Raw genomic sequence first — 24,409 nt, 5'->3', positions numbered from 1 at the left:
CCGACGCGGCGCGGGACGTGGCCGCGGTGGCCGACGCGCTCGGGCTCGACCGGTTCGCGGTGCTGGGCCGCTCGGGCGGCGCCCCGCACGCGCTGGCCTGTGCGGCGCTGTTGCCCAACCGGGTGCGGCGCGCGGCGGCGATGATGAGTCTCGCGCCGCCCGGCGCCGAGGGGCTGAGCTGGTTCGACGGGATGGCCGCGTCCAACGTGGCGGAGTTCACGGGGGCGCTGACCGATCCACTGGACTTCGCGGAGCGCATCACCGCGCGGGCGGCCGCGATCCGCAAGGACCCGGCCCAGCTCCTCGTGTCGATCCGCGACGGCCTCACCGAATCCGACCGGCGGATCGTCTCCGATCCCGCCATGAGCGAGATGCTGCTGCGCAACTTCCGCGAGGCGCTGAGCACCTCCGCCTACGGATGGATCGACGACGACCTCGCGTTCTTGAGTCACTGGGGGTTCGACCCGGCGCGGATCACCCGGCCCGTGCTGCTGTGGCACGGCGCCCTGGACACCCTCTCCCCGGTGGGTCACTTCGAGTGGCTGGCCCAGCACATTCCCCGCGCCCGTCCCGTCCTGGCCCCGGAGGCCGGTCACTTCGGGGCTCTGGAGGCCCTCCCGGACGTACTGGACTGGCTGTGCGCGACCCCGCAGGCAGCGTCCTGACGTCCTGCCCAAGGACATGACCGGCCAGGGACAGGACCGGCCAAGGACGAGCCCCCGCACCACACATGCGTGCGGAGGCTCGTCCACTGCTGGCTGCAGGTCAGGTCGTGCGGAAAAGCCGTGCGCGGTCCGTCAGAAGACGCTGACGCCGTAGGCGCTCAGGGCCTCGGTGACCGGCTGGAAGAACGTGGTGCCGCCGGAGGTGCAGTTACCACTGCCGCCGGAGGTCAGACCGTACGCGGTGCCGTTGCTGCCGTAGAGCGGGCCGCCGGAGTCGCCGGGCTCGGCGCAGACCGTGGTCTGGATCATGCCGTAGACGATGTCGCCGCCGCCGTAGTTGACGGTCGCGTTGAGCGCCGTGACGCGTCCGGTCTTGGTACCGGTGGTGGACCCGGTACGAATGACATTGGTGCCCACGCTCGGCGTGGCCGCGCGAGTGATGTCCACGCTGCCCGCGGTGCCCGACTTGGTGACCGAGCTGTTGGTGTACCGCACCAGGCCGTAGTCGTTGGTCGGGAAGCTGGAGCCGGCCGTCGAGCCGAGTGTGGTCGTGTGCCCGGAGTTCGACCACCAGGTGCCGGCACCGTCGGTGCAGTGACCGGCGGTCACGAAGTAGTAGGCTCCGCTGCTGTTCTTCACGTTGAAGCCGAGGGAGCAGCGCCAGCTACTCGCATAGATGGCGTCTCCGCCTTTGATCAGCTTGTTGAACTTGCCCGGGGTGTGCTTGATCTGGAGCGCGCCGGCCTTGCTGCCCGCCGCCTCCTTGATCTTCGCGATCTCCGCGTCGGAGACGGTGCTGTCGACGGTGACGACAACCTTGTTGGTCTTCGAGTCGACCGCCCAGGCGGTGCCCGGTACATCGGCCTGGAGCACCGAGGAGCTGGCCTTCTTCAGCTCGGCCGTGCTGAAGGTCTGTGCGTCGCTCGCGTTCGCGTTGGGGACGGTGACGGCAGCCGCGGCCACGAGTCCGGTGCCCACGGCGATCAGCCGGGTCCGTCTCGCAATTCCGCTGCGGGGGGTGGTGCGCTTGATCCTCACTTTTCGTTCCTCCACATGGGAAGTCGGGGGCCCGCGTGGGGTCGGGGCCCGTGAGGCGCAGTCAGAGAGCCATGCGTCCGAATTCCGAACACACTGTGGCCCTGACAAGGCGCTGGAGGGAGTATTCGGCCACGCGGTCGACCAGCGCAAGGGCGCCTTTCGGCCGTGCGGCATTGAACATGCGTACGCCCCGCGGAGGTTGTTCAGATCAGATCAGATTGCGCTCCCCCACGGCAATCGACGCGCCCAGAGTATGCCCCCACGGCGGGAAGGGGCGGATGAAGCGTCGGTGAATGCTGTGTGGTCGTACCGGGGGCGCCCGGAAGTCGGCCTCCTGAAAGGCACTCGAGCCGACGCCTGGGTCAGCAGTCACAGCCGCAGTCGCACCCGTCGCAGCAATTTCCGCAGCACTCGCAGCAACTGCAGCAATCGCCGCATCCGCTGCAGTCGCAGCCATCGCCGCAGACGCCCTCCTTGCGCTCCCGCGTCCATGGGTCCTCGTACGTTCCGCAGCACATCTGGCACGTACAGGCGAGGCCCGCCCACACGGCGCAGCCCGCGATGAGTCCGCGTCGGTCACGGCGCGGCGGCTCGGGGGGAAGCTGCGGACCGCCCGGGCCGCCGGGCGGCGCGTACGGCCCGGTGGGCGGCCCGTACAGGTCCGCCTTGTGCGAGCACGCGGTCGTGCCGAACGCGCGGTCCACGGAGTTCCGCAGCTCGTGAGCGAGCAGCACATGGGCGAGCTTGCCGTCCACGAACTCGACCTCGCGCAGCGCCAGCCGTATCCCGTGCAGCGCGTCGTCGGCGAGCCGCCGGGCCTCCAGAAGTGAGGTGCCTGTCGCCGTCAGCGGATTCCAGGCGCCTGACGCGGCGTCGGCCGCCCTGTCCTCCACGGCGTCCAGGAGGTGGGCGAGTCGTCCGAAGAGGCGGCCGGCCTCGGCGAGCGGCTCCGCGTTGCCGACTCGCCCGGCCAGGACCGCGGTGTGCGCGAAGGCCGCGGCGGTCGCGGTCTCGGTCGGCTCGGTGATCGTCAGCAGCGGTGTACCGGGCCCCGCGAGCGCCTCGATGCCCACCTGCCGGTCCACGGCGTCGACCAGTACGGCGGTGTCGAAGCCGACGTCGGAGCCGGTACGCGCGCCTGCCCGGTCCCAGTTCGCGGCGACCCGGCGTGCCGCGAGCGCCACGGGTTTGCGCGCCAACAGCCCGTCCCCGTCGGCCATGTGATCGCGCACCTTCGCCGACGCGAGCACCAGCGAGACGGCGGCGGCGAGCCGGGCGCCCTCGCCCCGTGCGACGGACGCTGTCCGCATTCCGCGCAACGGACACGGCCCCGCCGTACGCCGCCACCCCGTGGTGCGCTCGGCCTGAGCTTCCGTCAAAACGGATATCAGCAGGCCGTCATAGTTCGTGACGACTCGCGCGAACTGCCCGTGGTCTGTGCGCAAGGCAAGACACAGCCCGCACAAATGGGCCGTCCACTGGGTCTTGAGGCCCTCTCCCAGTCGATGGCGGCATGGCCTGACGATTCCGAACACGACGTTCCCCCGTGGTTGGTACGACGTTGAGCTGCGGCATCGTATCGACCACTCCGTTCACCCGTACGCCCCGACCGTCACCCGGACGCCGCGAAGAATATTATTTCACTCTCAGTCAGCAACCGTGCACAGCAGGACCCTTGGGAAACGCGGGCTCTCGACGAATTCGTTGTGCACCAGTACCGTCACGAAACCCCCGCGCGGCGTGTATCCACTTGGCGCGACATCCGCATCATGGACGACGATAGGGATGCGGAAAGCAGAAAGACCGCTGTGAGAGGAGGCGTCCATGGGATCGGTGCGCAAGGCGAGTGCCTGGCTTGGCCTCGTCGACGACAACAACGATGACGAGCGTTACTACGACGACGACTACGCCGAAGGGTCCGAGCCCGCCGCAGATGCCTGGGTCACGGATCCCCGCGTGAAGGTGGCGGCGGAAGCGGCCGAGGAGAAGGGCCGCCGGATCGGCACGATCACCCCGGACACCTTCCGGGATGCTCGTAGCATCGGCGAGCTCTTCCGGGACGGCGTCCCCGTCATCATGAACCTCACGGCCATGGAGGCCGCCGACGCCAAGCGCGTCGTCGACTTCGCGGCCGGCCTGATTTTCGGTCTGCGCGGCTCGATCGAGCGCGTGTCGAGCCGTGTCTTCCTGCTGACCCCCGCCGACACCGAGATCGTCAGCGGGGAGCCCATGGGACGAACGGACGGTTTCTTCAACCAGAGCTGAGGCAAAGCCGAGCCGTGTTTTTGGGGCTCGGCTTTGCCGGAGGCACAGGGCTCACCGGAAGGCGTCGAGACCGGTGAGCGCCTTGCCCAGCACGAGCTGGTGCATTTCGACCGTGCCTTCGTAGGTCAGCACCGACTCGAGATTCGTGGCATGCCGCATCACGGGGTATTCGAGCGAGATGCCGTTGGCGCCCAGGATGGTGCGCGCGGTACGGCAGATGTCGATCGCTTCTCGTACGTTGTTGAGCTTGCCGAAGCTGACCTGCTCGGGGCGCAGCTTCCCCGCGTCCATGCGGCGCCCCAGGTGGTGTGCCAGCAGAATCCCCTTGTGCAGCTCGACCGCCATGTCGGCGAGCTTGGCCTGGGTGAGCTGGAAGCCGCCGATGGGCCGCCCGAACTGCTCGCGTGTCTTCGCGTACTCGACCGCCGCCTCGAAACTGGACCGCGCGGAGCCCATCGCACCCCACACGATCCCGTAGCGGGCGTGGGAGAGGCAGCCGAGCGGCCCCTTCAGTCCAGTGACCTCGGGCAGTACCGCGTCGGCCGGCAGCCGCACGTCGTCGAGCACGAGTTCACTGGTGACCGACGCCCGCAGGGACCACTTGTGCTTGATCTCCGGCGCGGAGAACCCCGGGCTGTCGGTGGGCACGACGAAACCGCGGATCCCGTCGTCGGTCTGCGCCCAGACGACGGCGACATCGGCGACCGAGCCGTTGGTGATCCACATCTTGCGGCCGTTCAGCACCCAGTCCCCGCCGTCGCGCTTGGCGTACGTACGCATGGACCCGGGATCGGAGCCATGGTCGGGCTCGGTCAGTCCGAAGCACCCGATGACCTCCCCGGAGGCCATCCGCGGCAGCCACCGCTGCTTCTGCTCCTCGGATCCGAACCGGTGGATCGCGTACATGGCGAGCGACCCCTGCACGGAGACCAGCGACCTGATCCCGGTGTCGGCGGCCTCCAACTCCAGGCAGGCGAGCCCGTACTGCACGGCGCTCGCGCCCGCGCACCCGTACCCTTCGAGCGACATCCCCAGTGCGCCGATCTCCCCCAACTCCCGTGCCAGTTCCCGTATTTGGGGCAGCTCCCCCTTCTCGTACCACTCCGCGATGTACGGCATCACGCGGTCCGCCGCCCAGGCCCGCACGGTGTCCCGGATCGCCAGATCCTCCGCGCTGAGCAGCTCGTCCAGGCCGAGGGGGTCGGCGGGGTCGAAGGGGGGCAGTTTCGAGGGAGCGGGCATGGGGGCCTCCGGCACGCGAAAACTAGCACTGTTAACTACGGCTCACGGCCGACGTTACGACGCGGGGTCCCGCGCGTCCATAGCAGCGGCCGCCGAGGAGAACCCTCCGCGAAAGGTCAGACAGACGACTCGGCGCGAACCGGCGTCGCGGTCTCCCGGGGAACAGGCACATCCTTCAGGCTCGCCGCGGGCGCGCCGCAGTCCATGACCCGAGGCAGCCGCAGGGCCATCACCGCTCCCAGCAACAGCAAGACCGCACTCACCAGCAGCGTCACATGCAGCCCGTGCACAAAGGAATCCCGCGCCGCGCGCCGCAGGGCCTCCCCGGGCCCCCCGCCAAGCCGCGCCGCGACCTCGTACGCCTCCCCCAGCGAGTGCTCCGCGGCCGCCGAGTCGGAGGCGGGCACGCCCGGCACGGAGGCGAGCCCGGGCGCGTACGCCGCGTTCATCACGCTGCCCAGCAGCGCCACCCCGATACCGGCGCCCAACTGATACGACGTCTCCCCGATCGCGGCTGCCCCACCCGCCTGCGTCTGCGGAGCCTCGCTGAGCATCGACTCGTACGCGCCGAACAGCGTGACCTCGAGGCCGAACCCGAGCAGCACGAACGCGGTCAGCAGCAGCGCAGCGTTGTCGTGGCGGCCCATCCCCGTGAGCATGATGACCGCGGCGGCGGTGACACAGAAGCCGAAGCTGACCATCGCGCGCGGCCCGAAGCGGTGCAGCAGCTTCGCCCCGACGAGCCCCGCGGTCATCGCGGCGACGGTGAGCGGCAGCAGCCGCAGCCCGGTCTCCAGCGGCGACAGCTTCAGCACGAGCTGGAGATACTGCGCGGCGATCAGTTCCAGACCCACCAGCGCGAGCAGCGCGAGGACGATGCACCCGACGGACGTACTGAAGGCGGGCCGGGCGAACAGCTTCAGGTCGACGAGCGGATGCCGGCGCCGTCGCTGCCGCCGTACGAAGCCGACGAGCAGCCCGGCCCCCAGGATCAGCGGCGCCATCGTGAAGGCGCTCAGCGGCGCCTCTCCCCCACCGAGCCGCTTCACACCGAGTACGACACCGAAGAGGCCGGCGGCGGCCATCAGCGCACCCACGACGTCCCACGGCCCGTCGCCGTCCCCGGTCGACTCGGGCAGCAGCCAGCGCCCGACGGGAAGGCTGACCACCATCAGCGGGATGTTGATGAGGAAGACCGAACCCCACCAGAAGTGCTCCAGCAGGAACCCGCCGAGCAGCGGCCCGACGGCCGCGCCGACCGCGGCGACGGCGCTCCAGACCCCGATCGCGAGCGCCCGCTCACGCCGGTCGGGGAAGACCTGCCGCAGGATCGAGAGCGTGGCGGGCATGATCATCGCTCCGCCGACGCCGAGGAGGGCACGCGCCGCGATCAGGACGTGTGGGGTGTCGGCGAGGGCCGCCACGGCGGAGGCGACACCGAAGAGCGCATAGCCGAGGAGGAGGACTCGTCTGCGGCCGACCCGGTCTCCCAGCGTGCCGAAGAGGATCAACAGCGAGGCGCAGACCAGCGGGTAGATGTCGACTATCCACAGCAGTTCTATCGCACCGGGCCTGAGATCCTCGGTCACGGCGGGCGCCGCGACATGCAGCACGGTGGCATCGACCGCGACCAGCAGCAGGCTGACGCAGAGGACGACGAGGACAACCCATCGGTTTGCACCGGCCCCGGCCTCCCGACGGCAACGCGCGGCGGCCGTGGTCGTCCCGGACATGTACGTACCTCCCAGATGATCCCTCGCGTTCGGCGGATCCGCGGGGTGGGGACTCCCTGCGGCTGCGGCCGGGAGGAGCGGGTCCCGGTCTCACGCAACAAAGGCGAGTGAGTCGCCAGGGTACGCGAGTATCCGCCAGGGGCGAGTGGCGGGCCTCTCACCTTCCTCTCAGACGCGTGTGGCATACACCACGCCACCCTGTGCCCCGGCACTCCCCGAGGGGCCCTCGGGGTTCCGTGCGCGGGCCCATAATCGAGCCCGTGACCGATCTTGCAACCCCTCTCGCGCCGACCCGCCAGGCGGCCGGACTGCGCCGGGCGGCGCCCGCCCTGCTGGGGTATGCGGCGGTACGCGTGCTGGGCCTGGTGGCGCTCGCCCTGTGGAGCGCCACGCGCGACAAGAGCCCGCACCAGTTGCTCACGGCCCGCTGGGACTCGCTCTGGTACACGCGGGTCGCGGAGCTCGGCTACGGCTATGAGGTGCGGCTGCCGGACGGCGACGTGCACTCGAACCTCGCGTTCTTCCCGCTGCTGCCCTGGCTGGAGCGGGCCGTCTCGGCGGTGACCCCTCTGTCGTACGCGGACGCGGGCCTGGTCGTCAGCACTCTGGCGTCGCTCGCCGCCGCCTCGGGCATCTTCGCGGTCGCGGACCATGTCTACGGGCGCCGGGCCGGCGTCTGTGCGGTGCTGCTGTGGGCGGTGCTGCCCGTCGGGATCGTGCAGTCGATGGCGTACAGCGAGTCACTGTTCACCGCGCTCGCGGCCTGGTCGCTGTACGCGGTCCTGACCGGCCGCTGGCTGACGGCGGGCCTGCTCGCCTCGCTCGCCGGCCTGACCCGTCCGGTGGGCGCGGCGGTCGTCGCGGCGGTGTGGGTGGCGGCGAGCGCGTCATTCGTACGGGGCTCCTCCGCCCGAGAGCCGTCCGAAGGGAGCTCGTCCGCACGAGACTCGTCCGCACGAGACTCGTCCACACGGGACTCACCCGGGCGTGACTCGTCCGTGCGGGAGCGAAGTGTTCCGGCATCGGGCGGCGCTCCCGTCTGGTCGCGCGCCCTGGGGATGCTTCTCGCACCCCTGGGCGCCGCCGGATACGTCCTGTGGGTCGGCCGGCACACCGGCAAGGGCCCGCTCGGCTATCTCGACGTCCAGGCGGGGTGGGGCAACGGCTTCGACGGCGGCTACGCCTTCGCCCGGTTCGTCGCCGACAAGTTCACGTCGTTCCCGTCGGCCCTCGCCGGACTCGGGCTGATCGTCGGGGTCGGCCTGGTGATCTGGCTGTACGTCATCTGCGTACGGCAGGGACAGCCGCTGCCGCTGCTGGTGTACGCGGGGGTCGTCACCGCGCTCGCCCTGTGTGCGTCGAGCTACTTCGGCTCAAAACCGCGCCTGCTGCTGCCCGCCTTCCCCCTGCTGCTGCCCCTGGCCCGGGCCCTGGCCCGCCTGCGGACACCGAGTTCGGCCTGGCTGCTGGCGGGTGTGGCGTCGGCGTCGGCGGTGTACGGCGCCTTCTGGCTGAACGGCTCCGGCCCGCCCTGACCCGCTCCCGCCCGTCGGTGAGCGGCGGGAGAATGGCACGCAAGCTTTCGGTGAACGAATTCATAAGCACCGAAAAACGACTCTTGTGATTGATCAATTGAATTGACTGGGAGGTACGTCGAAGATTCGATAATCCTCGGCGATAAACCTCCCTCTGAGAGGAATCCCACATCACATCGTCATCACAAAGAGCGTGCTTGGCCCTGGAACGGAGCTCACTCGCTGTAACGTCGATTGAGTGCGTACCGAACGAAAGCTGACTCGTCTGGACCGGGTCTTCGCCCGGCTGGACCGTGAGCCGGAGCGACCGACCCACATCGACGTGCCCAGGATGAGCAGGCACAGGGTGGTTCTCCTCACGGCCACGCTCGCCTTCTACGTGGCCATCGTGTGGTCCGTGATCATCACCTCGTGGTTGGTCCGGCTCGACTGGCAGGTCATGTTCTTCCGGCCCTATCAGCAGTGGCCGGAGATCCACGCGTTCCTCGACTACTACGTGGTGCTCGGCCAGCGCGGCCCCACCGCCGTGATGGTCGCGGCCTGGCTGGGCTGGCGCTCCTGGCGGCAGCACACACTGCGTCCGTTGCTCGCGCTCGGCGTCTCGTTGCTGCTGCTGAACATCACGGTCGGCGCCGCCAAGATCGGCATGGGCCGACTCGGCCCCCACTACGCCACCACGATCGGCTCGAACGAGATGTGGCTGGGCGGCGATATATTTCCTTCGGGTCACACCGCCAACGCCGTCGTGACGTGGGGCATCCTCGCCTATCTGGCTTCGACGCCCCGCGCCCGGCGCTGGCTGTCGGCCGTCTCCGCCGTGATCTCCCTCGGTGTCGGACTGACCACCGTGTACATCGGTACGCACTGGCTGAGCGACGTCGTCCTGGGCTGGGCCGCGGGCCTGCTGATCCTGCTGGCGCTCCCGTGGTTCGAGCCGCTGATCACCCGCGTCGAGGCCCGTATCCTCGCCCTGCGCGACGCCTGGAGCAGCCGCCGCGAGGGTACGGCGTCCGCCCCCGTTCTCGAACCCGCTCGGGCGGGGGGACCCCCTTCGGCCACCAACCCGGTGGGTGTGCCGGCGATGCGGTCGCCGCGCGAGACCTCCGCCGACGAGGAGCCCGCGGCCCACGAACCGGTCAGCGGGCCGTGCACACCGCGGGCGGCCGTCCACCTGGTGCCCGCTCCGCACACGCCACGCTCGGAGCGCACTCCGGCGGCCCCGATCGGAAGCCGAAGACCGCCGCAGTCGGACCGAGTGACACGTGGCACCACCCCGGCCCGCCCCCTGACGGGCGGCTGAGCGGCAGACGGCGGGGCCGGTACGCACGCACCGCTCATGGCATGGCGAAGGCCCTCGACTCCGGGAGTCGAGGGCCTTCGCCATGCCACGGGCGGGCGCCACGTGCGGTGTATCAACCCCGCGCGGACGCGGGTCAGCCCTTCCAGCAGCGCTTCACACGGCCGTCGCTGATCTCGAAGTTCAGGCGACCGCTCATGTATTCCATGGTGATGATCGCGCCCGGCGGCAGCTTGCGCACGGGGGACCAGCCGCGCTCACGGGCGGACTGCTCGGCGCTGGTCTCGTCCATGCCGACGTACGCGTCCGGGTTGTCCTGGGGCTCTGCGGAAGGGGTGGGAATCGGGGCCATGTCCGCCACGTTAGGCGGCGGAATGCGGGCGAGGGAAGCCCGAACCCACCACCATGTGTGACCAGTCCCTCCCGCGTCACATTTCTGTCACAGCACAACGACACCCGTTTCGGCCGAACTCCATCACGCATACGAGCGCTCCCGTATGCGTTTCGCACGCCTTCGAACGTAATTCGGCACTACCTTGGCGGCCATCCGAAAAAAGACCCGAGGGAAAGCATGGCGTCCACTTCGCGCCCCTGCCTTTCCCTTCCGATTCCGCGGTGTGTCCAGGGCTCGACGCACCACAGGAAATGCATGGCTCAGACACAGGAACCATGTACGAGGGGGCAGCGATGGGGACACAGACCGCGCAGGCGACGTCGGTACGACCGGTGTCGATGATCCGGCCGGGGCGGTTGATCGTGGGCTGGCTGACCACCACCGATCACAAGAAGATCGGCCATCTCTATCTGATCACCTCCTTCGCCTTCTTCCTGGTCGGCGGCCTGATGGCGTTGCTGATGCGGGCAGAGCTCGCCCGCCCCGGACTGCAGCTGATCGACAGCAACCAGTTCAACCAGATGTTCACCCTGCACGGCACGATCATGCTGCTGCTCTTCGCGACACCCACCTTCGCCGGCTTCGCCAACGAGATCATGCCGCTGCAGATCGGCTCGCCCGATGTGGCGTTCCCACGGCTGAACATGCTGTCGTACTGGCTGTTCCTGTTCGGCGGTCTCATCGTGGTGGGCTCACTGCTGGTGCCGGGAGGCCCCGCCAACTTCGGTTGGTTCGCCTACGCGCCGCTCAACAGCCTGGAACGGTCGCCCGGTATCGGTGCCGACATGTGGATCATGGGGCTCGCACTGGCCGGCTTCGGCACGATCCTCGGCGCGGTGAACTTCGTGACGACCATCGTCGGGATGCGCGCCCCCGGGATGACGATGTTCCGGATGCCGATCTTCACCTGGAACACGCTCTTCACGTCGATCCTCGTCCTGATGGCGTTCCCGGTGCTCGCGGCCACGCTGCTCTGTCTGGAAGCGGACCGGCGCTTCGGGGCGCACATCTTCGACGCGACCAACGGCGGGGCGCTGCTGTGGCAGCACCTCTTCTGGTTCTTCGGGCATCCCGAGGTCTACATCATCGCCCTGCCGTTCTTCGGCATCATCACGGAGATCATCCCGGTCTTCAGCCGGAAGTCGATCTTCGGCTATCTGACACTGGTCGGCGCGACGATGGCGATCACCGGTCTGTCGATCGTCGTGTGGGCGCACCACATGTTCGCGACGGGCTCGGTGCTCCTGCCGTACTTCTCCTTCCTGTCGTTCCTGATCGCGGTGCCGACGGGCGTGAAGTTCTTCAACTGGACCGGCACGATGCTCAGGGGCTCCCTGTCCTTCGAGACCCCCATGCTGTGGGCCACCGGATTCCTGGTGTCGTTCCTGTTCGGCGGCCTGACAGGGGTGATCCTGGCCTCGCCGCCGCTGGACTTCCACGTCACGGACAGCTACTTCGTGGTGGGGCACTTCCACTACGTGGTGTTCGGCACCGTCGTCTTCGCGACGTTCGCCGGCTTCTACTTCTGGTGGCCGAAGTTCACCGGAAAGCTCCTCGACGAACGGCTCGGCAAGATCCACTTCTGGACCCTCTTCGTCGGCTTCCACACCACGTTCCTGGTGCACCACTGGCTCGGCGCGGAGGGCATGCCGCGCCGGTACGCGGACTATCTGGCGGCCGACGGGTTCACGGCGCTCAACACCGTCTCGACGATCGGCGCCTTCCTGCTCGGCATGTCGACGCTGCCGTTCCTCTACAACGTCTGGAAGACGGCCATGTACGGCAGGAAGGTCGAGACCGACGACCCTTGGGGCTTCGGCCGCTCGCTGGAGTGGGCGACCTCGTGCCCGCCGCCGCGGCACAACTTCGTCACGCTGCCCCGGGTCCGCTCCGAGTCCCCGGCCTTCGATCTGCACCATCCCCGGTACGCGGCTCTGACGCCGCCCCAGACCCGGTCCGGTCAAGGGGCCGGTCAAGAGTCCGGTCAAGGGCGCGAGAAAGGCGGTCCCGCAGCGTCCTGACCCTCTCGGTCAGCCCGTCCGGTTCGAGGACCTCGAACTCGAGGCCCATCATCGCCACGTGAATGACCATCACGTCGAGGCTCGCGGCCCCCGTGCGCAGGATGCAGCTGCCGGGGGTCTCGGCCTCCAAGGTGCCGGCGGAGGGCGAGATCCGCTCGGCCGCCTCCCCCAGGGGCACCAGCAGCCGGATCACGGCGTGCGCGGCGTACGCACGCGTGGAGACCCCTGTGGAGACGTACGCGGCCAGGTCGTCGGCCGGTGGCTCACGAGGCGGGAAACGGGGTCCGTGGGGCGGCTTGGGCGTGATGCGGTCCACGCGGAACGTGCGCCAGGCGTCGCGGTCGACGTCCCAGGCGACCAGGTACCAGCGGCGCTCGGTGCACACCAGGCGGTGCGGTTCGACGGTACGCCGGGTGGCGGCGCCGTCGTGGTCGTGGTACTCGAAGCGCAGCCGCTCCGAGTCCCGGCAGACGCTCGCCAGTTCGGTGAGCACGGCCGGGTCGACGGCGGAGGGCCGCGGGCCGTGCAGCATCGGCACGGTGAAGGCGTTGAGGGCGCCCACGCGGCGGCGCAGCCGGCTCGGCAGTACCTGTTCGAGCTTGGAGAGGGCGCGTACGGAGGTCTCGCCGATGCCCTCGATGCCCTGCCCGGCGGCCGTGCGCAGCCCGACGGCGACGGCGACCGCCTCGTCGTCGTCCAGGAGCAGCGGCGGCAGCTCGGCCCCGGCCCCGAGCTGGTAGCCGCCGCCCGTGCCGGGGCTGGCGTTCACCGGATAGCCGAGCTCGCGCAGCCGGTCCACGTCCCGGCGTACGGTGCGCGGGGTGACGCCGAGGCGTTCGGCCAGGTCGGCGCCCGACCACTCGCGGTGGGCCTGCAGCAGGGAGAGCAGACGCAGCAGTCGTGCAGAGGTCTCCAACATGGGCCCGAGTCTGCCAGCGCTTGAGGACAGCGACGGTCCGCAAGGGCTCAAGGGCTCAAGGGCTCAAGGGCCGAGGGATCGAGGGGCCCAGGCAGCCGTGTGCCGAGCGGCCTCTGCCGCCTTGCGCGTATGGCACGGCGCGGGCCTGACCCTCACGGCGGGCGCCTCCTCCGTCGAGCGGTCCGGGCAGTCTGCGACTGCGACGGCGGCGCGGCCGCGCGCTCCCCCGCCGCTTGGGCGGGGACCCATGTCTGGCTGGTCGGCCAGGGCCGGACCGTCGTCGCCCCGGCGGACAGCACCGTGATCTGGCGGCGGGTGCCTGCGCGGCGGGCGGCACCGCGGCCGTCGTCCCCGCGCACTTCGTGGTCCGCCGGGTCGCCCTCCGGCACCGCATGGCCGATCGGGCGACCGGGAGAGGTCCTGGCGGCCGCCCTGGCCGCTTCAGCGGCATTCGGCGGCTGCGGCGCCCCGGGGGGCCGCGACGCCCTCCGCGCGGGCTTCAGCTCTCGGCCGTGACGGATACCGACAGGTCGTTGTCGGCCGTGTAGTACGGACCGGCCAGCAGCGGGCCGTCGTCCGTCTCCAGCGTGACCTTCGGATAGGCGAAGATCGGCTTCTTGTCGGCGATGTCGTCGAGCAGCCGGGCGATCCGTACCCGCGGCCCGCTCTCCCCCGCCGGGCGCAGCCACAGATCCCAGGTGCCCTCCGCCAGGGCTCCGTAGGCCACCGTGAAGCGGAACGCGGTCCCGTCCGCGGTGACTTCGGCCTTCAGCAGGGGCGACGGCTCATGGCGGGTGCGTATTTCCGCGTACGCGTCCGGTGTGAGCGCGACGCCGTACACCCGGCCGCACACGCTCAATCCGCCATCCTCAATGTGCAGTTCGCCCGCCTCGGCGTGCGGGGCGCGCAGCCAGCTGCGGACGGTGAGGTTGCCGTGCTTGGTCACGTACGGGATGCGGACGGCAACATGGCCGCGGGCGCCGCTGGGGACGCGGTCGACGAGTGAGCGCAGGTCGTTGAGGCCGGGCACCAGGCGCTCCGGTTCACCGTCGGCCATCTGCGCGTAGGCGTCCCAGCGGCCCTCCGGCAGGGCGACGCTGCTGGGCAGTGCGGCCCGCAGCCGACCGTCGGCCGACGGGGTGAGCGGCAGGCTGACCTCCTCGTCGCTGCCGCGGAGGCGCAGCACCAGGTGCGCGGCGCCGGCCTCCGTGGTGTCGGTGAGGTCGAAGGTGAGCCCGCCCGCGGAGTCGGCCGTGCAGTCGGCGCGCGGCGGCATGGCCGTGTCCTCGTCGGTGTGCCGGTGCGTGGGCTGCGGAGCCAGCGTCATCATGCGGTGTGCCCCTTCTTGAGTACCGTGCGTCCGGCGTCCCGAACGGCATAGGCGCCGCCGAGCAGCGCTCCCCTTGTGCGGTGCAGTGACCCGCGCATCCGGCCCACCGCCGATGCGCCGCCGCGCGGGGCCAGTCCGGTGAACAGCGACTCGTAGCGCTCCGCGATCCGGCTCGGGTCGAAGCGCTCGGAGTCCTTGAGGGCCGCGCCGGCCATCTGGTGGCGGAGCGTGTCGTTGTTGATCAGTTCGAGCAGTCCGTCGGCGATGGCCTCGACGCTGCCGACCTTGACGAGGCGTCCGTCGACACCGTTGTCGATGATCTCTCCCGGGCCGTGCGGGCAGTCCGTGGAGACGACGGGCAGGCCGCAGCGCATGGCCTCGACGATCGTCATGCCGAAGGACTCCAGGCTGGAGGTGACGGCGGCGATCGAGCCCTTGGCCCATTCGGGCTCGATGGGGTGGGCGCGGCCCATCAGATAGACGTGGTTGTAGAGGCCGAGGTCGTCGATGAGCGCACGCAGCTTGTCCTTCTGCTTGCCGCTTCCGTAGATCCGCAGGCGCCAGTCGGGCCGCTCCCCGCGTACCCGGTCGAAGGCCTTGATCAGCAGGTCGTAACGCTTGACCGGGGCGAGACGGCCGGCCGCCACGACCCACTTGCCGCTACCGTCCGCGGGCTCTATGCCGGGCGCGGGCACGGAGTTGGGCACGGCCTCCACGCGCACACCGGGCAGCCGCATCTTGCGGCGGTACGCGATCGCGTCCGCCTTCGTGGTCGTGGTGATCGCGTCGAGCCTCGGGTAGGCGGCGCTCAGGCCCGCGCGCAGAACGGGCGAGTGGCTGTCGAGGGTGAGGTGCTCCTGGCCGACGCGGACCGGGCCGCGCCGGGTGTCACGGGCCAGATGCACGTTCAGGCCCGGCCTGGTGCCGACCAGGACATCGGCGTCCACGGTCGCGAGGTGCTCGGCGATACGGCGGTCGGTGAGGGCGCTGTACTGGTCGTGGCGGAGCTCCCCGCGCGGGAAGACCCGGGCGGGACGCCGGTGCTCGGCGTCCTCACCCTCGTATCCCGGGCTCTGCTTGCGCGTGTCGACGAGGTGACGCACCCGGACGCGCGGGTCAAGCGCGAAAACCGGCTCGTCGCGGTGGCGGAACACCGACACGATCTCGACGTCGTGCTGCTCGACCAGGGTGTTGGCGAGGTTGTACGTCGTCCGGATCGTCCCCCCGATTCCGTACGCGTTGTGTATCAGGAAAGAAATATGCATGCGTCCCCGAATCCCCTGTCTCGTCCACTACCGCATGGTCAGACCAGGGCCCGCCTGATTTGGTTGGGCGTCATCATCATCTTGTTCCAGAACAGTTGCTCTATTGGTAGGTGATGTCGGGAACCTTTTGCCATCTTGGTGCATCAGGGCAGGTAAGGGGTTTCACAGGATTCCTGGAACATCAGGGCTCGTAGGCCAACTGCGGTACGCCGAAACAGTTGCTGTCCATGGCGCCCTGACTCACCCACCCCTCGGCGTCCTCCCACCGCGCCACCGAGACACACGTCCTGCGGGTCTTCGGTGGTTCGGGCAGGCGTTCGTAGGTGACCGGGAGGAGCAAGCCGTCGGCGGTGTACGGCTTCCCCGAGGCCATGAACCGGTCGACACACGCGCGCGTGACGCCCGTTCGCGCACAGGGCTTCGCCGCGTCCGTGAACCACATCGCGGCCGCCCAGCCCTCCAACTGCCACTGAGAATGGGTCTTCATGCCCTTCGTGGCGTCCCGGAACTCCCGTACGGCCTCGTGGTCGGTGTCCTCGTAGTTGCGGCTGGAGCCCGTCACCCACAGGGCGTTGCGGCAGCGCGGCGCGTCCTTGTAGTCCTCGGGGACGGTGGACGTCCAGTTCTGCACATTGGTGACCTTGGCGGTGACCTCGGCGCCGACGTCGTCCATGGCCTTGCACAACTGGGCGTTGCCGTACGTGTCGATGGCGTCGAAGACCAGGTCGGCGCCCTGCTCCTTCAAGTCGGCGGCAGCAGCACGGAAGTTGGGCAGCGAGAAGTCGACCTGTTCGGTGACCACCTTGTAGCCCTCGGCTCTCAGGCCCCGGGTGACGAGCCGGGCGTACGCGGCCGACGCCGACTGGTTGTAGGAGACGACCGCCGCCGTGCGGGCGCCCTGCTCGCGCTTGAAGTAGCGGTAGACCTCGGTGCCGCCGTACAACGTGCCGTCCCAGCCGGGCTTTCCGTCCCGCGGGGCGAGGCTGCCGTAGATCCCGTACAGGTGCGGATAGGTGTCGTACGCTGCGCCGATGGGCTGGCCGCCGATGTCGGGCACGCGCGCGCGTGAGACCCGGGAGGCGCCCGCGTAGTCGAGGGCGGTGGTGGCGACGAGGGCGACGACCTTGTCCTCGTCGACGAGTTGGTGCACGCACTCGTTGTTGCCGACGCCGCTGCCGCCGTCGTCGCACGTGCGGACCTCGACCCGGCGGCCGTCGATGCCGCCGCGCGCGTTCAGCCGCTCGAAGTAGGCCTTCGCGCCGTCACGCGGGCCGGTGAACGCGCCGCCGCCGACCGGGCTGGTGGCGCTGGTGACGATGCCGACGCGGATCGGCTCGCCGGTCTGCCGCGTGGGCGTGCCGTCGGGCCGCCGGCTTTCGAAGTCGCTCTCCGGGAGGCGGCTGCCGCAGGCCGTGCCCAGCACGAGCAGCAGGCCCGCGACAGCGCACTCAACAGCCCGGAGCCGGCGACTCATTGCCGCTCAGCCCGACCAGCCCGCACAGCGTCTTGACGGAGACCTTCCACACGCCGCCCTGCTCGACGGCCGTGCCCGCGGCGTCGGGCATGACGGTGGCGCCCTTCAGGGTGAGGGTGTACGTCACGTTCGCCTCGGTCGGCGAGGTGAACTCGACCTTGTTGACCTCCGCCCGCACCTGCCGGCCGCGCTCGTCGCCGCTGAAGCCCTGCAGGACCGGGCCCAGCTTGTCGCCGTTCTCCAGGAGGTCCTGCTTGTCCTTCAGGGGGACGGCGGGGTCGAAGAACCTCTGCCAGTTCTGCTTGATCTCGCGCTCGGCCGCCGCGGGGTCGTCCGGCGCCGTCGGACTCGGCTCGGCGCTGGTGGTCTCCTCCGAGGGCGTGGTCGGAGCGGTGCCGTTGCCGCCGTCGTCGTCCCCGCAGGACGTGAGGGCCAAGGCCCCGCTCAGGATCACGGCCGCCGACCACGCCGCCAGGCGTCGTCCGGGGCCGTGCCCCCGCCCGCTGTTCCCCCGCCTGAGGTCGCTCCCGAGAACCATCTGGCTCACCACCGGGTGTCGGTCCGGGCCATGTGCGCCCGGTTCTTTCAGGGTCAGCTTCCAGGGGGCATAGTGCAAGCCATTGGCTGACATGGACAGACATATGACGTGGGAGCCCCGATGCGGACTGCTCGACTGCGGACTGTGCACCCCGTCCTCTGGGCCGGGTGGGCGGCGCTCGCCGCCGGAGCGGTGCTGTGTGTCATCGGCTGGTACGGGATCTCGGGCGAGCGGTTCGCGGAACGGCAGCTGCCCTATCTCGCGTCCTGCACGGTGCCCGGTGCCGCCCTGATCATCGCGGGCGCGGTGCTGCTCACCCACGGCAGGACCGCTCTCGCGGCGGCGCGTGTGGAGGAGCTGTACGGGCTCCTGGTGGCGACCGAGCCCGCCGACGCCGACGAGTCCGGGCAGGCGGCGGCCGCGCCCGTCGCCGTCAGTGGCAACCTGCTGATGGTCCCCGGCGGCACCCTGTGGCACCGTGCGGACTGCCCGCTCGTCGCCGGGAAGCCGGACGCCCTGCCGGTCGACTCACGGGTGCTCGCCCGCGGCGAGCTGAGCCCCTGCCCGATCTGCGAGCCCTCCGCCTCGGACGACTGAAGGCGTCCCGCCGATGGCGTCGCTGACGTACGACCTCACGCTCGCCGGGCTCTCGGTCGGCAGTGCCGCCGCGCTCACCGGGATCGGGCTGATCGTCACCTACCGGGCGACCGGCGTGCTCAACTTCGCGCACGGCGCGATCGCGATGGTGTGCGCCTATCTGCTGCGCCAGCTCACGGTCGAGTGGGACTGGCCGCTCGCGCTCGCCGCCGCCGTCACGCTGCTCGTGGTGGCGCCGGGCATCGGCATGGCCCTGGAACGGTTCGTCTTCCGGCCGCTGTCCGTCCTGGGCAGCGATCCGGCGCAGACGCTGGTCGCCTCCATCGGCGTGTTCGTGCTGCTGGTCGGCGGGGCGGTGCTGGTCTGGGGCTCCGGGGCGCGCGCGGACGTGCCGACGCTCGTTCCGGCGGATCCCTGGGGACAGCTGGCGGTGGCGCTCGTGCTGGCCGCGGGCGTGGGGGCGATACTGCGTCCTTCCGGGGGACACCCCCGGATCCCCCGGCGCTGGACGCGTTTCGGCCGGGAGCTGCGGGCCGTCGTCGACGACCGCTCGCTCGCCGTGCTCAGCGGCATCGACGCGGACCGAGTGGCCGCGGCCGGCTGGGCGTTCGGCTCGTTCACGGCGGGCCTGACGGGGGTGCTCCTCGCGCCCTACGTACGCCTCGATCCGTACGGCATGCCCCTGCTGGTCATGGAGGTGGTGGCGGTCGCGGTGGCCGCCCGGATGCGCAGCCTGCCCATGGCCGTCGTGGTGGCGCTGGGCATCGGGGTCGCCCAGAGCCAGCTGACGCGGCTGCACCCGTCGGGCTGGGGCGAGCCCTTGGTGCAGGCGGTGGGTGCGAACCTCTTCGTCGTCGCCCTGCTGATCGCGGCGCTGGTACTGCCCGGGATCGGCGCCCGGGACGCGCTGCCGCGGACGGCGACCGCGCGGGTGACGACACCGCCGGGCGCGTGGATCGTGGCCGTGGTCCTCTTCCTGCTCCCCCTGGGCTTCGCGGGCCGCGACCTGCACACCTCCGTGCAGGTCCCCGCGCTGGGCGTGGTGCTGCTGTCGCTGGTCGTGGTGACGGGCCGGGGCGGCCAGATCTCGCTGGGCCAGGCGGCGTACGCGGGTCTGGGCGCCCTCTTCACGGCGCTGCTGGCGGCTGGCCGCTTCCCGGGCCTGCCCGCACTCCCCGAACTGGTCGCGCTGGCGGTGGCCGTCCTGCTGGTGGCTCCCCTGGGCCTGCTGACCGGCTGGCCCGCCATCAGCCGGCGCGGCCTCGCCCTCGCCCTGGCGACCTTCGCGGTGGGCGTCGGCGTCAGCCGCTTCGTCTTCGCCCAGCCGTACGCCACGGCCGGCCTCACGCTGGGCCGCCCGGCGGGATTCGAGGGCGACCGCGCGTACTACGTGCTCGAACTCGGCCTCCTCGTGGGCGCGTTGCTGGCAGCGCACGCGCTGCGCCGGGGCCGTACGGGCCGCGCCCTGGCCGCGATGCGCGACCACGAGGCGGGCGCGTCGGCCGCGGGCGTGCCCGTACCCGCCCTGAAACTGACGGCTTTCGTGGCGGGCGCGGCGCTGGCCGCGCTCGGCGGCGGCATGCTCGGCATGGGTCTGCGCGCCTTCGATCCCGCCGCCTACGACCCCGTGCGCAGCCTCCTCTGGTTCGCCGCGATCGTCGTCCTCGGCGCCGACAGCGTCCTGGGCGCGCTGGCCGCGGCGGCGCTCCTGGTGGGCCTGGACGCGGGTACGCGCGGTGGTGTGGCGGCCGCGTTGATCGGTCTCCTGGCGGTACTCGTGGGGCGCTTCCCGGGCGGGCCGTACGAGGCGTTGCGCCTGGCGGCGGAGCGGCTGCGGCTGCGCCGCCGGGAGACGCTCACGCCCCTCGGAGCCAGGGTGCGGGCGAGGCTGGGGACGCCGGCGCCCGCGAGGCGGCGAGCGCCCCTCCCGTCGGGGGCGACCGGGGTGGCCCGCGCGCGGGGGGACGGGCTCGCCGACACGAGGACGCCGAGGACCCCGAAGATTCCGAGGACGAAGACGAACCCGTCCCCGGCCGATCACACCCTCCGGGCTCGCGGCCTCCGCGTCACCTACGACGGCTTCACCGCCCTGTACGGCGTCGACCTCGACCTTTTCCCCGGCACGATCACCGCGGTCGTCGGCCCCAACGGAGCCGGAAAGAGCACCCTGTTCCACTGTCTCGCCGGGACCGTGCGCCCGGACACCGGACGGATCGCGTTCGGGGAATGGGACGTCACCCGGCTCCCGGCTCACGCGCGCACGCGCCTCGGCGTGGCGCGGACCTTCCAGCAGCTCGCCGTCTTCCCGACCTTGACGGTGGCCGAGAACGTGCGGATCGGGGCGGAGCAGGGGCGTGTCGTGGATCCGGGCGCCGTGGAGCGCGTGTCGCGGCTGCTGGGACTCGACGGGGCCGTACGGGCGTTGCCCACGGCGGGGCTGCCGACCGGCACCCTGCGGCGTGTCGAACTCGCCCGGGCGCTGGCCGGGAGTCCGCGTGTCCTGCTCCTCGACGAGCCCGCGGCGGGCCTCGACACGGGCGAGGTGGCCACGCTGACCCGCGTGTTGCGTGCCCTCGCCGCCGACGGCATGGCGCTCCTCGTCGTCGAGCACGACCTGGACCTCGTGGCCGGACTGGCCGACACCGTGCATGTCATGACGGCGGGCCGCATCGTGGCGTCCGGCCCCGCCGACCGCGTACTGGAAGGCCTCGAAGGACTCGATACAACGGTAGAAGGCCAAGGATGAGCACACCGGGGATTTCGCTGCGCCACGCGCGCGTGCGGTACGGCCCGCTGGAGGCCCTGCACGGAGTGACCCTCCTCGCGCCCGCGCCCGGTCTGACCGTCCTGCTCGGCCGCAACGGCTCGGGCCGTACGACCGCACTGCGCGCCCTGGCCGGCACCGTCCCCCTGTCCCGTGGTGCCGTGGTGTGGGACGGCACCGACGTCACCAGGATGCCCGCGTACGAACGGGCCCGCCGCGGACTGTGCCTGGTGCCCGAGCGGCAGGCGGTGTTCGGCTCGCTCACCGTCCGCGAGAACCTCGAACTGGCGGCCGCCGGCCGGTCCTTCGCGCCCGCCCTCGACGCCTACCCCCCGCTGCACCCCCTGCTCGGCAGGAAGGCCGGCACCCTCTCCGGCGGTGAGCAGCGCATGCTCGCCCTCTCCCGTGCTCTCCTGGCACGCGCGCGCGTGGTGCTCGTCGACGAACCCGCGCAGGGCATGTCCCCGGCGGTCGCGGCCCGCACGTACGAACTGCTCGGCGGGCTCGACGCCTGTGTGATCGTGGCCGAACAGCGAATGCCGCCCGGCCTGCACGGCAAGGCGGCACTCGTGTACGAACTGCGGCGCGGCGAGGTCGTGTTCAGTGGCGAGGCGACGGAGGTGCCAGCGGCGGGCCCATCAGGACCGGGGCGGGGGCGGCGCCCGAAGCGAGCGGGGCCCGGCCCGAGGCGGCCCCCTTCGGGAGGCTGAGCATCGTGCCGGGAAAGAGGCGGTTCGGATTCGGCCCGATCACCTTCCTGTTGAGCCGGTAGAGCTCCTGCCAGCCGCCCTTGATCTTGTAGCGCCGGGCGATCGACGAGAGCGTGTGTCCGACCCTGACCACATGCGCCCGGCCCTTGAGGCCGTACCGCTTGGAACAGACCGGCCACGCCTCCCACCCCTGGACGCTCAGCACCTCCTCGGCGATCCTGATCTGCTCCTGACGCGTGGCCAGATCGGCGCGTGGCGCGTACCTCAGTCCGCCGAACTCCTTCCAGGTCGGCTGCCAGAACTGCAGCCCCCCGTAGTAGCCGTTCCCGGTGTTCACGTTCCAGCGGCCGCTGCTCTCGCAGAAGGCGACGCAGCCCCAGGGCCACTGGTCCTTCGTGCAGTCGTACGGGGCCCGGGCGCCACCGGGTCCGGGGGCCTGAGTCCGTGACGTCGGCGCCGCGGCCGCCTCAGCGGGGGCGAGTACGGCCAGAGCAACGGCGCCGACAGCCAGGCATCTCATATGCTTGATCAACATCGGCCCACGCTAAGCAGAGGGCCGCGGCACCCCCTCGAGCCGCGCCGACGGCGCGTGGGGCCCCACCCGGTCGGAGGACCGGGCGGGGCACAGGCGCAGGATCCTGGGGAGGGCGAGTCCGGCTAGAGGTCGAGCCGCTGCCCGGGGACGATCGCGTCGGGGTTCTGGCCGATGGCGGTCTTGTTGGCGGCGTAGATCCGCTGCCAGGTGGTTCCGTGCCGGGCTGCGATGCCGCTCAGCGTGTCGCCGTCGCGGACGGTGTAGTCACCGCGGGCCGAGCCGCGGCCGGTGTGGCCCGTCGATCGTGCCGGCGCCGTCGACGGCTTCGACGGGGCTGCGTCGGTGCTGGGCCTGGCCGCCGCGGGCGCGCTTCCGGACGCGCCCGCGCGGCTCGCGCAGGTGGGCCAGGCGCCCCAGCCCTGCGCGCCCTGCACCTTGGTGGCCACGGCGATCTGCTGGGCCTTGGAAGCCTGGTCGGCCGTCGACGCGTAGGCCGTGCCGCCGTACGCGCGCCAGGTGCCGGCGGAGAACTGGAGTCCTCCGTAGTAGCCGTTACCCGTGTTGATGTGCCAGTTGCCGCCGCTCTCGCACTGTGCGATGCGGTCCCACACTCCGCTGTCCGCCGCTGCGGCGCTGCCGTTCGCGGCGAGCAGTCCGAGCGGGGCGAGGAGCGCCGCCCCGGCCAGGACCGCCGTCTTACGAACCTTGCGAGTGTTGTCGGCACAATCGGACATGTATTTCCCTCTCGAAGGACCCGGGGTCCCCCAAGGCGGGACGGACCTGCCCGCTCGTCGACGCGGGAGTTCCGCTCCGCCCCGTCCGCCGACGGTGGTGCTGCGAGCCTGCTGTGGTGCGGTCGGCGGACGTACCCGAGCGGTGCTCGTTGCACACGGCGGAGGAATGTAGAGAGCCGCACGGCCCGATATCAACCAACTCCTTGTCACTCCAGGCCAGTTCGCCGTTACCGGCAGTATCAGAAATTTTCGGCCACCCATTTCATTCGCTGATTTCCGGATTTGTCGACCTGCCCCTCCGGCGATCTGTGACCTACCTCACCGAATCAACTTCCTTGGAAGTCCGAGGAGTTGGCTTGGAGTAGCAGATTCCGCAGCCGGGTTCACCAAGCGCGCAGGACGGTTCGATTCCGTTCGCTCCCGGGCGTGACTCCGGCCACAGATCGCCCGTTGTCTTCTTCATGAGCCGGGAAGCCACCCGGTTCATGAGCCGGGAAGCCACCCGGCGACGCCACGCACCGCATCCCGAGGAGCCACCCGTGCCGCGCATGCTCGACGTCAGCGACGACGTACGCGCCGAGATCGGCGACGAAGAAGCCGACCGGCTGCTCGCCGGAGAGAACGCCCCGGGCAGTTACGACTGCACCTCCTGCCGCACCCCGGGCGACTCCGAACAGGAGCGCACCAGCACCGTCCTGTTCATCGGCGACGAGACCGCCGTCCTCGCCTTCGCCCACGCCACCTGCCTCCCCTCGCAGGTCGTCCAGGTCACCGAGGAGCAGCTGCAGGGGGCCGTCCGTTCGATCACCGGGGACGAGCGGCCCACCGAGGCCATGCCCGAGCAGGCCGTCCTCGGTATCACCAGCGGACTCGTCCTGCTCGCCGGCGAGCTGCACCCCGCGCTCGTCGTGGAACCGACCGGGCCGATCGCCCGCCCCGGCACCCTGGGCGGACGAGGCGACGACTTCCTGCCGCTCCTCATCGAGCAGGGCTTCATGCCGGTGACCCAGCTGACCGAGGCGCCGCGCGTGCTGCACGGCTGGTCCGTGCTGCTCGCCGTGGGCCAGCTGCACGCGGTCCTGCAGCCCGGCCCCGGCGGCAGCTCGCCCGTCGCCTGGTGGCAGGCCCACCAGCCGCTGCAGGTCACCGACAGCTGGCGGGCGGCTGCCAACAAGCACCAGCAGGTGCTGCTGTTCGCGGCCCCGGTCGGCTCGATCGGCCATCAGCCCCGCGAGGACCTGCTCCGCGAGGCCCTCGACAAGGCCGCGGCCAACGGCAAGCTGGTGGCGGCGGCCATGCCGCTCGCCGGCACGTGAGCGCTCCGCTGTGGCCCGGGTTTGTCAGGACGGTTTT

Annotated in this window: 20 protein-coding genes and 1 pseudogene; 9 read left to right on the top strand and 12 right to left on the bottom strand. The window is 70.8% G+C overall.

Annotation, left to right across the window (positions count from 1 at the left end; translation table 11 throughout):
• Positions 1 to 665, top strand: a 665-nt coding sequence (locus tag FE633_RS38890; protein ID WP_138049876.1) for an alpha/beta fold hydrolase, incomplete at its 5' end; no start/stop codon positions are given.
• A 132-nt stretch (positions 666 to 797) separates the two neighbouring features.
• On the opposite strand, the gene FE633_RS38885 is transcribed toward FE633_RS38890, so the two are convergent.
• Complete coding sequence (locus tag FE633_RS38885; RefSeq protein ID WP_138049875.1) at positions 798 to 1,703, bottom strand: S1 family peptidase; 906 nt, start codon at positions 1,701 to 1,703, stop codon at positions 798 to 800.
• 362 nt (positions 1,704 to 2,065) lie between these two features.
• Complete coding sequence (locus FE633_RS38880) at positions 2,066 to 3,238, bottom strand: DUF5685 family protein (protein ID WP_138049874.1); 1,173 nt, start codon at positions 3,236 to 3,238, stop codon at positions 2,066 to 2,068.
• A gap of 289 nt (positions 3,239 to 3,527) precedes the next feature.
• Between FE633_RS38880 and FE633_RS38875 the strand changes: the two genes are divergently transcribed.
• Positions 3,528 to 3,968: a cell division protein SepF gene (locus FE633_RS38875; RefSeq protein ID WP_119102372.1), complete on the top strand. Its 441-nt coding sequence runs from the start codon at positions 3,528 to 3,530 to the stop codon at positions 3,966 to 3,968.
• Between the two features lie 51 nt (positions 3,969 to 4,019).
• Here the strand turns inward: FE633_RS38875 and FE633_RS38870 are convergent, their stop codons facing one another.
• Together FE633_RS38870 and FE633_RS38865 are read right to left on the bottom strand one after the other, a co-directional pair.
• Positions 4,020 to 5,210 (bottom strand): acyl-CoA dehydrogenase family protein, encoded by a 1,191-nt coding sequence (locus FE633_RS38870; protein WP_138049873.1) that lies wholly within the window; start codon positions 5,208 to 5,210, stop codon positions 4,020 to 4,022.
• 116 nt (positions 5,211 to 5,326) lie between these two features.
• Positions 5,327 to 6,943: an MFS transporter gene (locus FE633_RS38865; protein WP_138049872.1), complete on the bottom strand. Its 1,617-nt coding sequence runs from the start codon at positions 6,941 to 6,943 to the stop codon at positions 5,327 to 5,329.
• 260 nt (positions 6,944 to 7,203) lie between these two features.
• Here FE633_RS38865 and FE633_RS38860 point away from each other — a divergent pair, with 260 nt between their 5' ends.
• Both FE633_RS38860 and FE633_RS38855 read left to right on the top strand, forming a co-directional pair.
• Complete coding sequence (locus tag FE633_RS38860; protein ID WP_246114031.1) at positions 7,204 to 8,478, top strand: mannosyltransferase family protein; 1,275 nt, start codon at positions 7,204 to 7,206, stop codon at positions 8,476 to 8,478.
• Between the two features lie 238 nt (positions 8,479 to 8,716).
• Positions 8,717 to 9,778, top strand: coding sequence for a phosphatase PAP2 family protein (locus FE633_RS38855; protein ID WP_138049871.1), 1,062 nt, complete (start codon positions 8,717 to 8,719; stop codon positions 9,776 to 9,778).
• 133 nt (positions 9,779 to 9,911) lie between these two features.
• Here the strand turns inward: FE633_RS38855 and FE633_RS38850 are convergent, their stop codons facing one another.
• Complete coding sequence (locus tag FE633_RS38850; RefSeq protein WP_138049870.1) at positions 9,912 to 10,127, bottom strand: I78 family peptidase inhibitor; 216 nt, start codon at positions 10,125 to 10,127, stop codon at positions 9,912 to 9,914.
• Between the two features lie 335 nt (positions 10,128 to 10,462).
• Here FE633_RS38850 and ctaD point away from each other — a divergent pair.
• Positions 10,463 to 12,154 (top strand): annotated as a pseudogene (gene ctaD, locus FE633_RS38845) (aa3-type cytochrome oxidase subunit I); the annotation flags it as partial.
• Here the strand turns inward: ctaD and FE633_RS38840 are convergent.
• From FE633_RS38840 to FE633_RS38820, 5 genes are all read right to left on the bottom strand, one after another.
• Positions 12,039 to 13,109 (bottom strand): helix-turn-helix transcriptional regulator, encoded by a 1,071-nt coding sequence (locus tag FE633_RS38840; protein WP_138049869.1) that lies wholly within the window; start codon positions 13,107 to 13,109, stop codon positions 12,039 to 12,041. The pseudogene ctaD and the gene FE633_RS38840 overlap by 116 nt on opposite strands.
• Before the next feature lie 499 nt (positions 13,110 to 13,608).
• Positions 13,609 to 14,439, bottom strand: a complete 831-nt coding sequence (locus FE633_RS38835; protein ID WP_138049868.1) for a hypothetical protein — start codon at positions 14,437 to 14,439, stop codon at positions 13,609 to 13,611.
• A complete protein-coding gene (locus FE633_RS38830) occupies positions 14,436 to 15,704 on the bottom strand; it encodes a glycosyltransferase family 4 protein (protein ID WP_138049867.1) in 1,269 nt (422 codons plus the stop codon). The genes FE633_RS38835 and FE633_RS38830 overlap by 4 nt, the downstream gene beginning before the upstream one ends.
• A gap of 181 nt (positions 15,705 to 15,885) precedes the next feature.
• Positions 15,886 to 17,178, bottom strand: a complete 1,293-nt coding sequence (locus FE633_RS38825) for an ABC transporter substrate-binding protein (protein ID WP_138049866.1) — start codon at positions 17,176 to 17,178, stop codon at positions 15,886 to 15,888.
• Positions 17,153 to 17,716, bottom strand: coding sequence for an MTB12 C-terminal domain-containing protein (locus tag FE633_RS38820; RefSeq protein WP_171060301.1), 564 nt, complete (start codon positions 17,714 to 17,716; stop codon positions 17,153 to 17,155). Before FE633_RS38820 ends, FE633_RS38825 begins: the two co-directional genes overlap by 26 nt.
• Before the next feature lie 120 nt (positions 17,717 to 17,836).
• Between FE633_RS38820 and FE633_RS38815 the strand changes: the two genes are divergently transcribed.
• The 3 genes from FE633_RS38815 to FE633_RS38805 are packed head-to-tail and all read left to right on the top strand — an operon-like array spanning position 17,837 to position 21,787.
• Complete coding sequence (locus FE633_RS38815; RefSeq protein WP_138049864.1) at positions 17,837 to 18,313, top strand: hypothetical protein; 477 nt, start codon at positions 17,837 to 17,839, stop codon at positions 18,311 to 18,313.
• A 13-nt stretch (positions 18,314 to 18,326) separates the two neighbouring features.
• A complete protein-coding gene (locus FE633_RS38810; protein WP_138049863.1) occupies positions 18,327 to 21,059 on the top strand; it encodes an ABC transporter permease subunit in 2,733 nt (910 codons plus the stop codon).
• Complete coding sequence (locus FE633_RS38805) at positions 21,056 to 21,787, top strand: ATP-binding cassette domain-containing protein (RefSeq protein ID WP_138049862.1); 732 nt, start codon at positions 21,056 to 21,058, stop codon at positions 21,785 to 21,787. The genes FE633_RS38810 and FE633_RS38805 overlap by 4 nt, the downstream gene beginning before the upstream one ends.
• On the opposite strand, the gene FE633_RS38800 is transcribed toward FE633_RS38805, so the two are convergent.
• On the bottom strand, positions 21,678 to 22,322 hold the full coding sequence (locus tag FE633_RS38800; RefSeq protein ID WP_246114030.1) for a LysM peptidoglycan-binding domain-containing protein: 645 nt from the start codon (positions 22,320 to 22,322) through the stop codon (positions 21,678 to 21,680). The two genes, FE633_RS38805 and FE633_RS38800, sit on opposite strands and share 110 nt — an antisense overlap.
• Before the next feature lie 122 nt (positions 22,323 to 22,444).
• Positions 22,445 to 23,056, bottom strand: coding sequence for a LysM peptidoglycan-binding domain-containing protein (locus FE633_RS38795; protein ID WP_138049861.1), 612 nt, complete (start codon positions 23,054 to 23,056; stop codon positions 22,445 to 22,447).
• 539 nt (positions 23,057 to 23,595) lie between these two features.
• Between FE633_RS38795 and FE633_RS38790 the strand changes: the two genes are divergently transcribed.
• Positions 23,596 to 24,372 carry a hypothetical protein gene (locus tag FE633_RS38790; protein ID WP_138049860.1) on the top strand — a complete coding sequence of 259 codons (777 nt, stop codon included), beginning with the start codon at positions 23,596 to 23,598 and terminating at the stop codon, positions 24,370 to 24,372.
• Positions 24,373 to 24,409 lie beyond the last annotated feature (37 nt).

Origin of the sequence: Streptomyces montanus, assembly GCF_005786655.1 — a bacterium.
Classification (GTDB): domain Bacteria; phylum Actinomycetota; class Actinomycetes; order Streptomycetales; family Streptomycetaceae; genus Streptomyces; species Streptomyces sporangiiformans.
The sequence above is the reverse complement of the archived record's forward strand: the minus strand, read 5'-3'. Positions and strand labels throughout refer to the sequence as shown.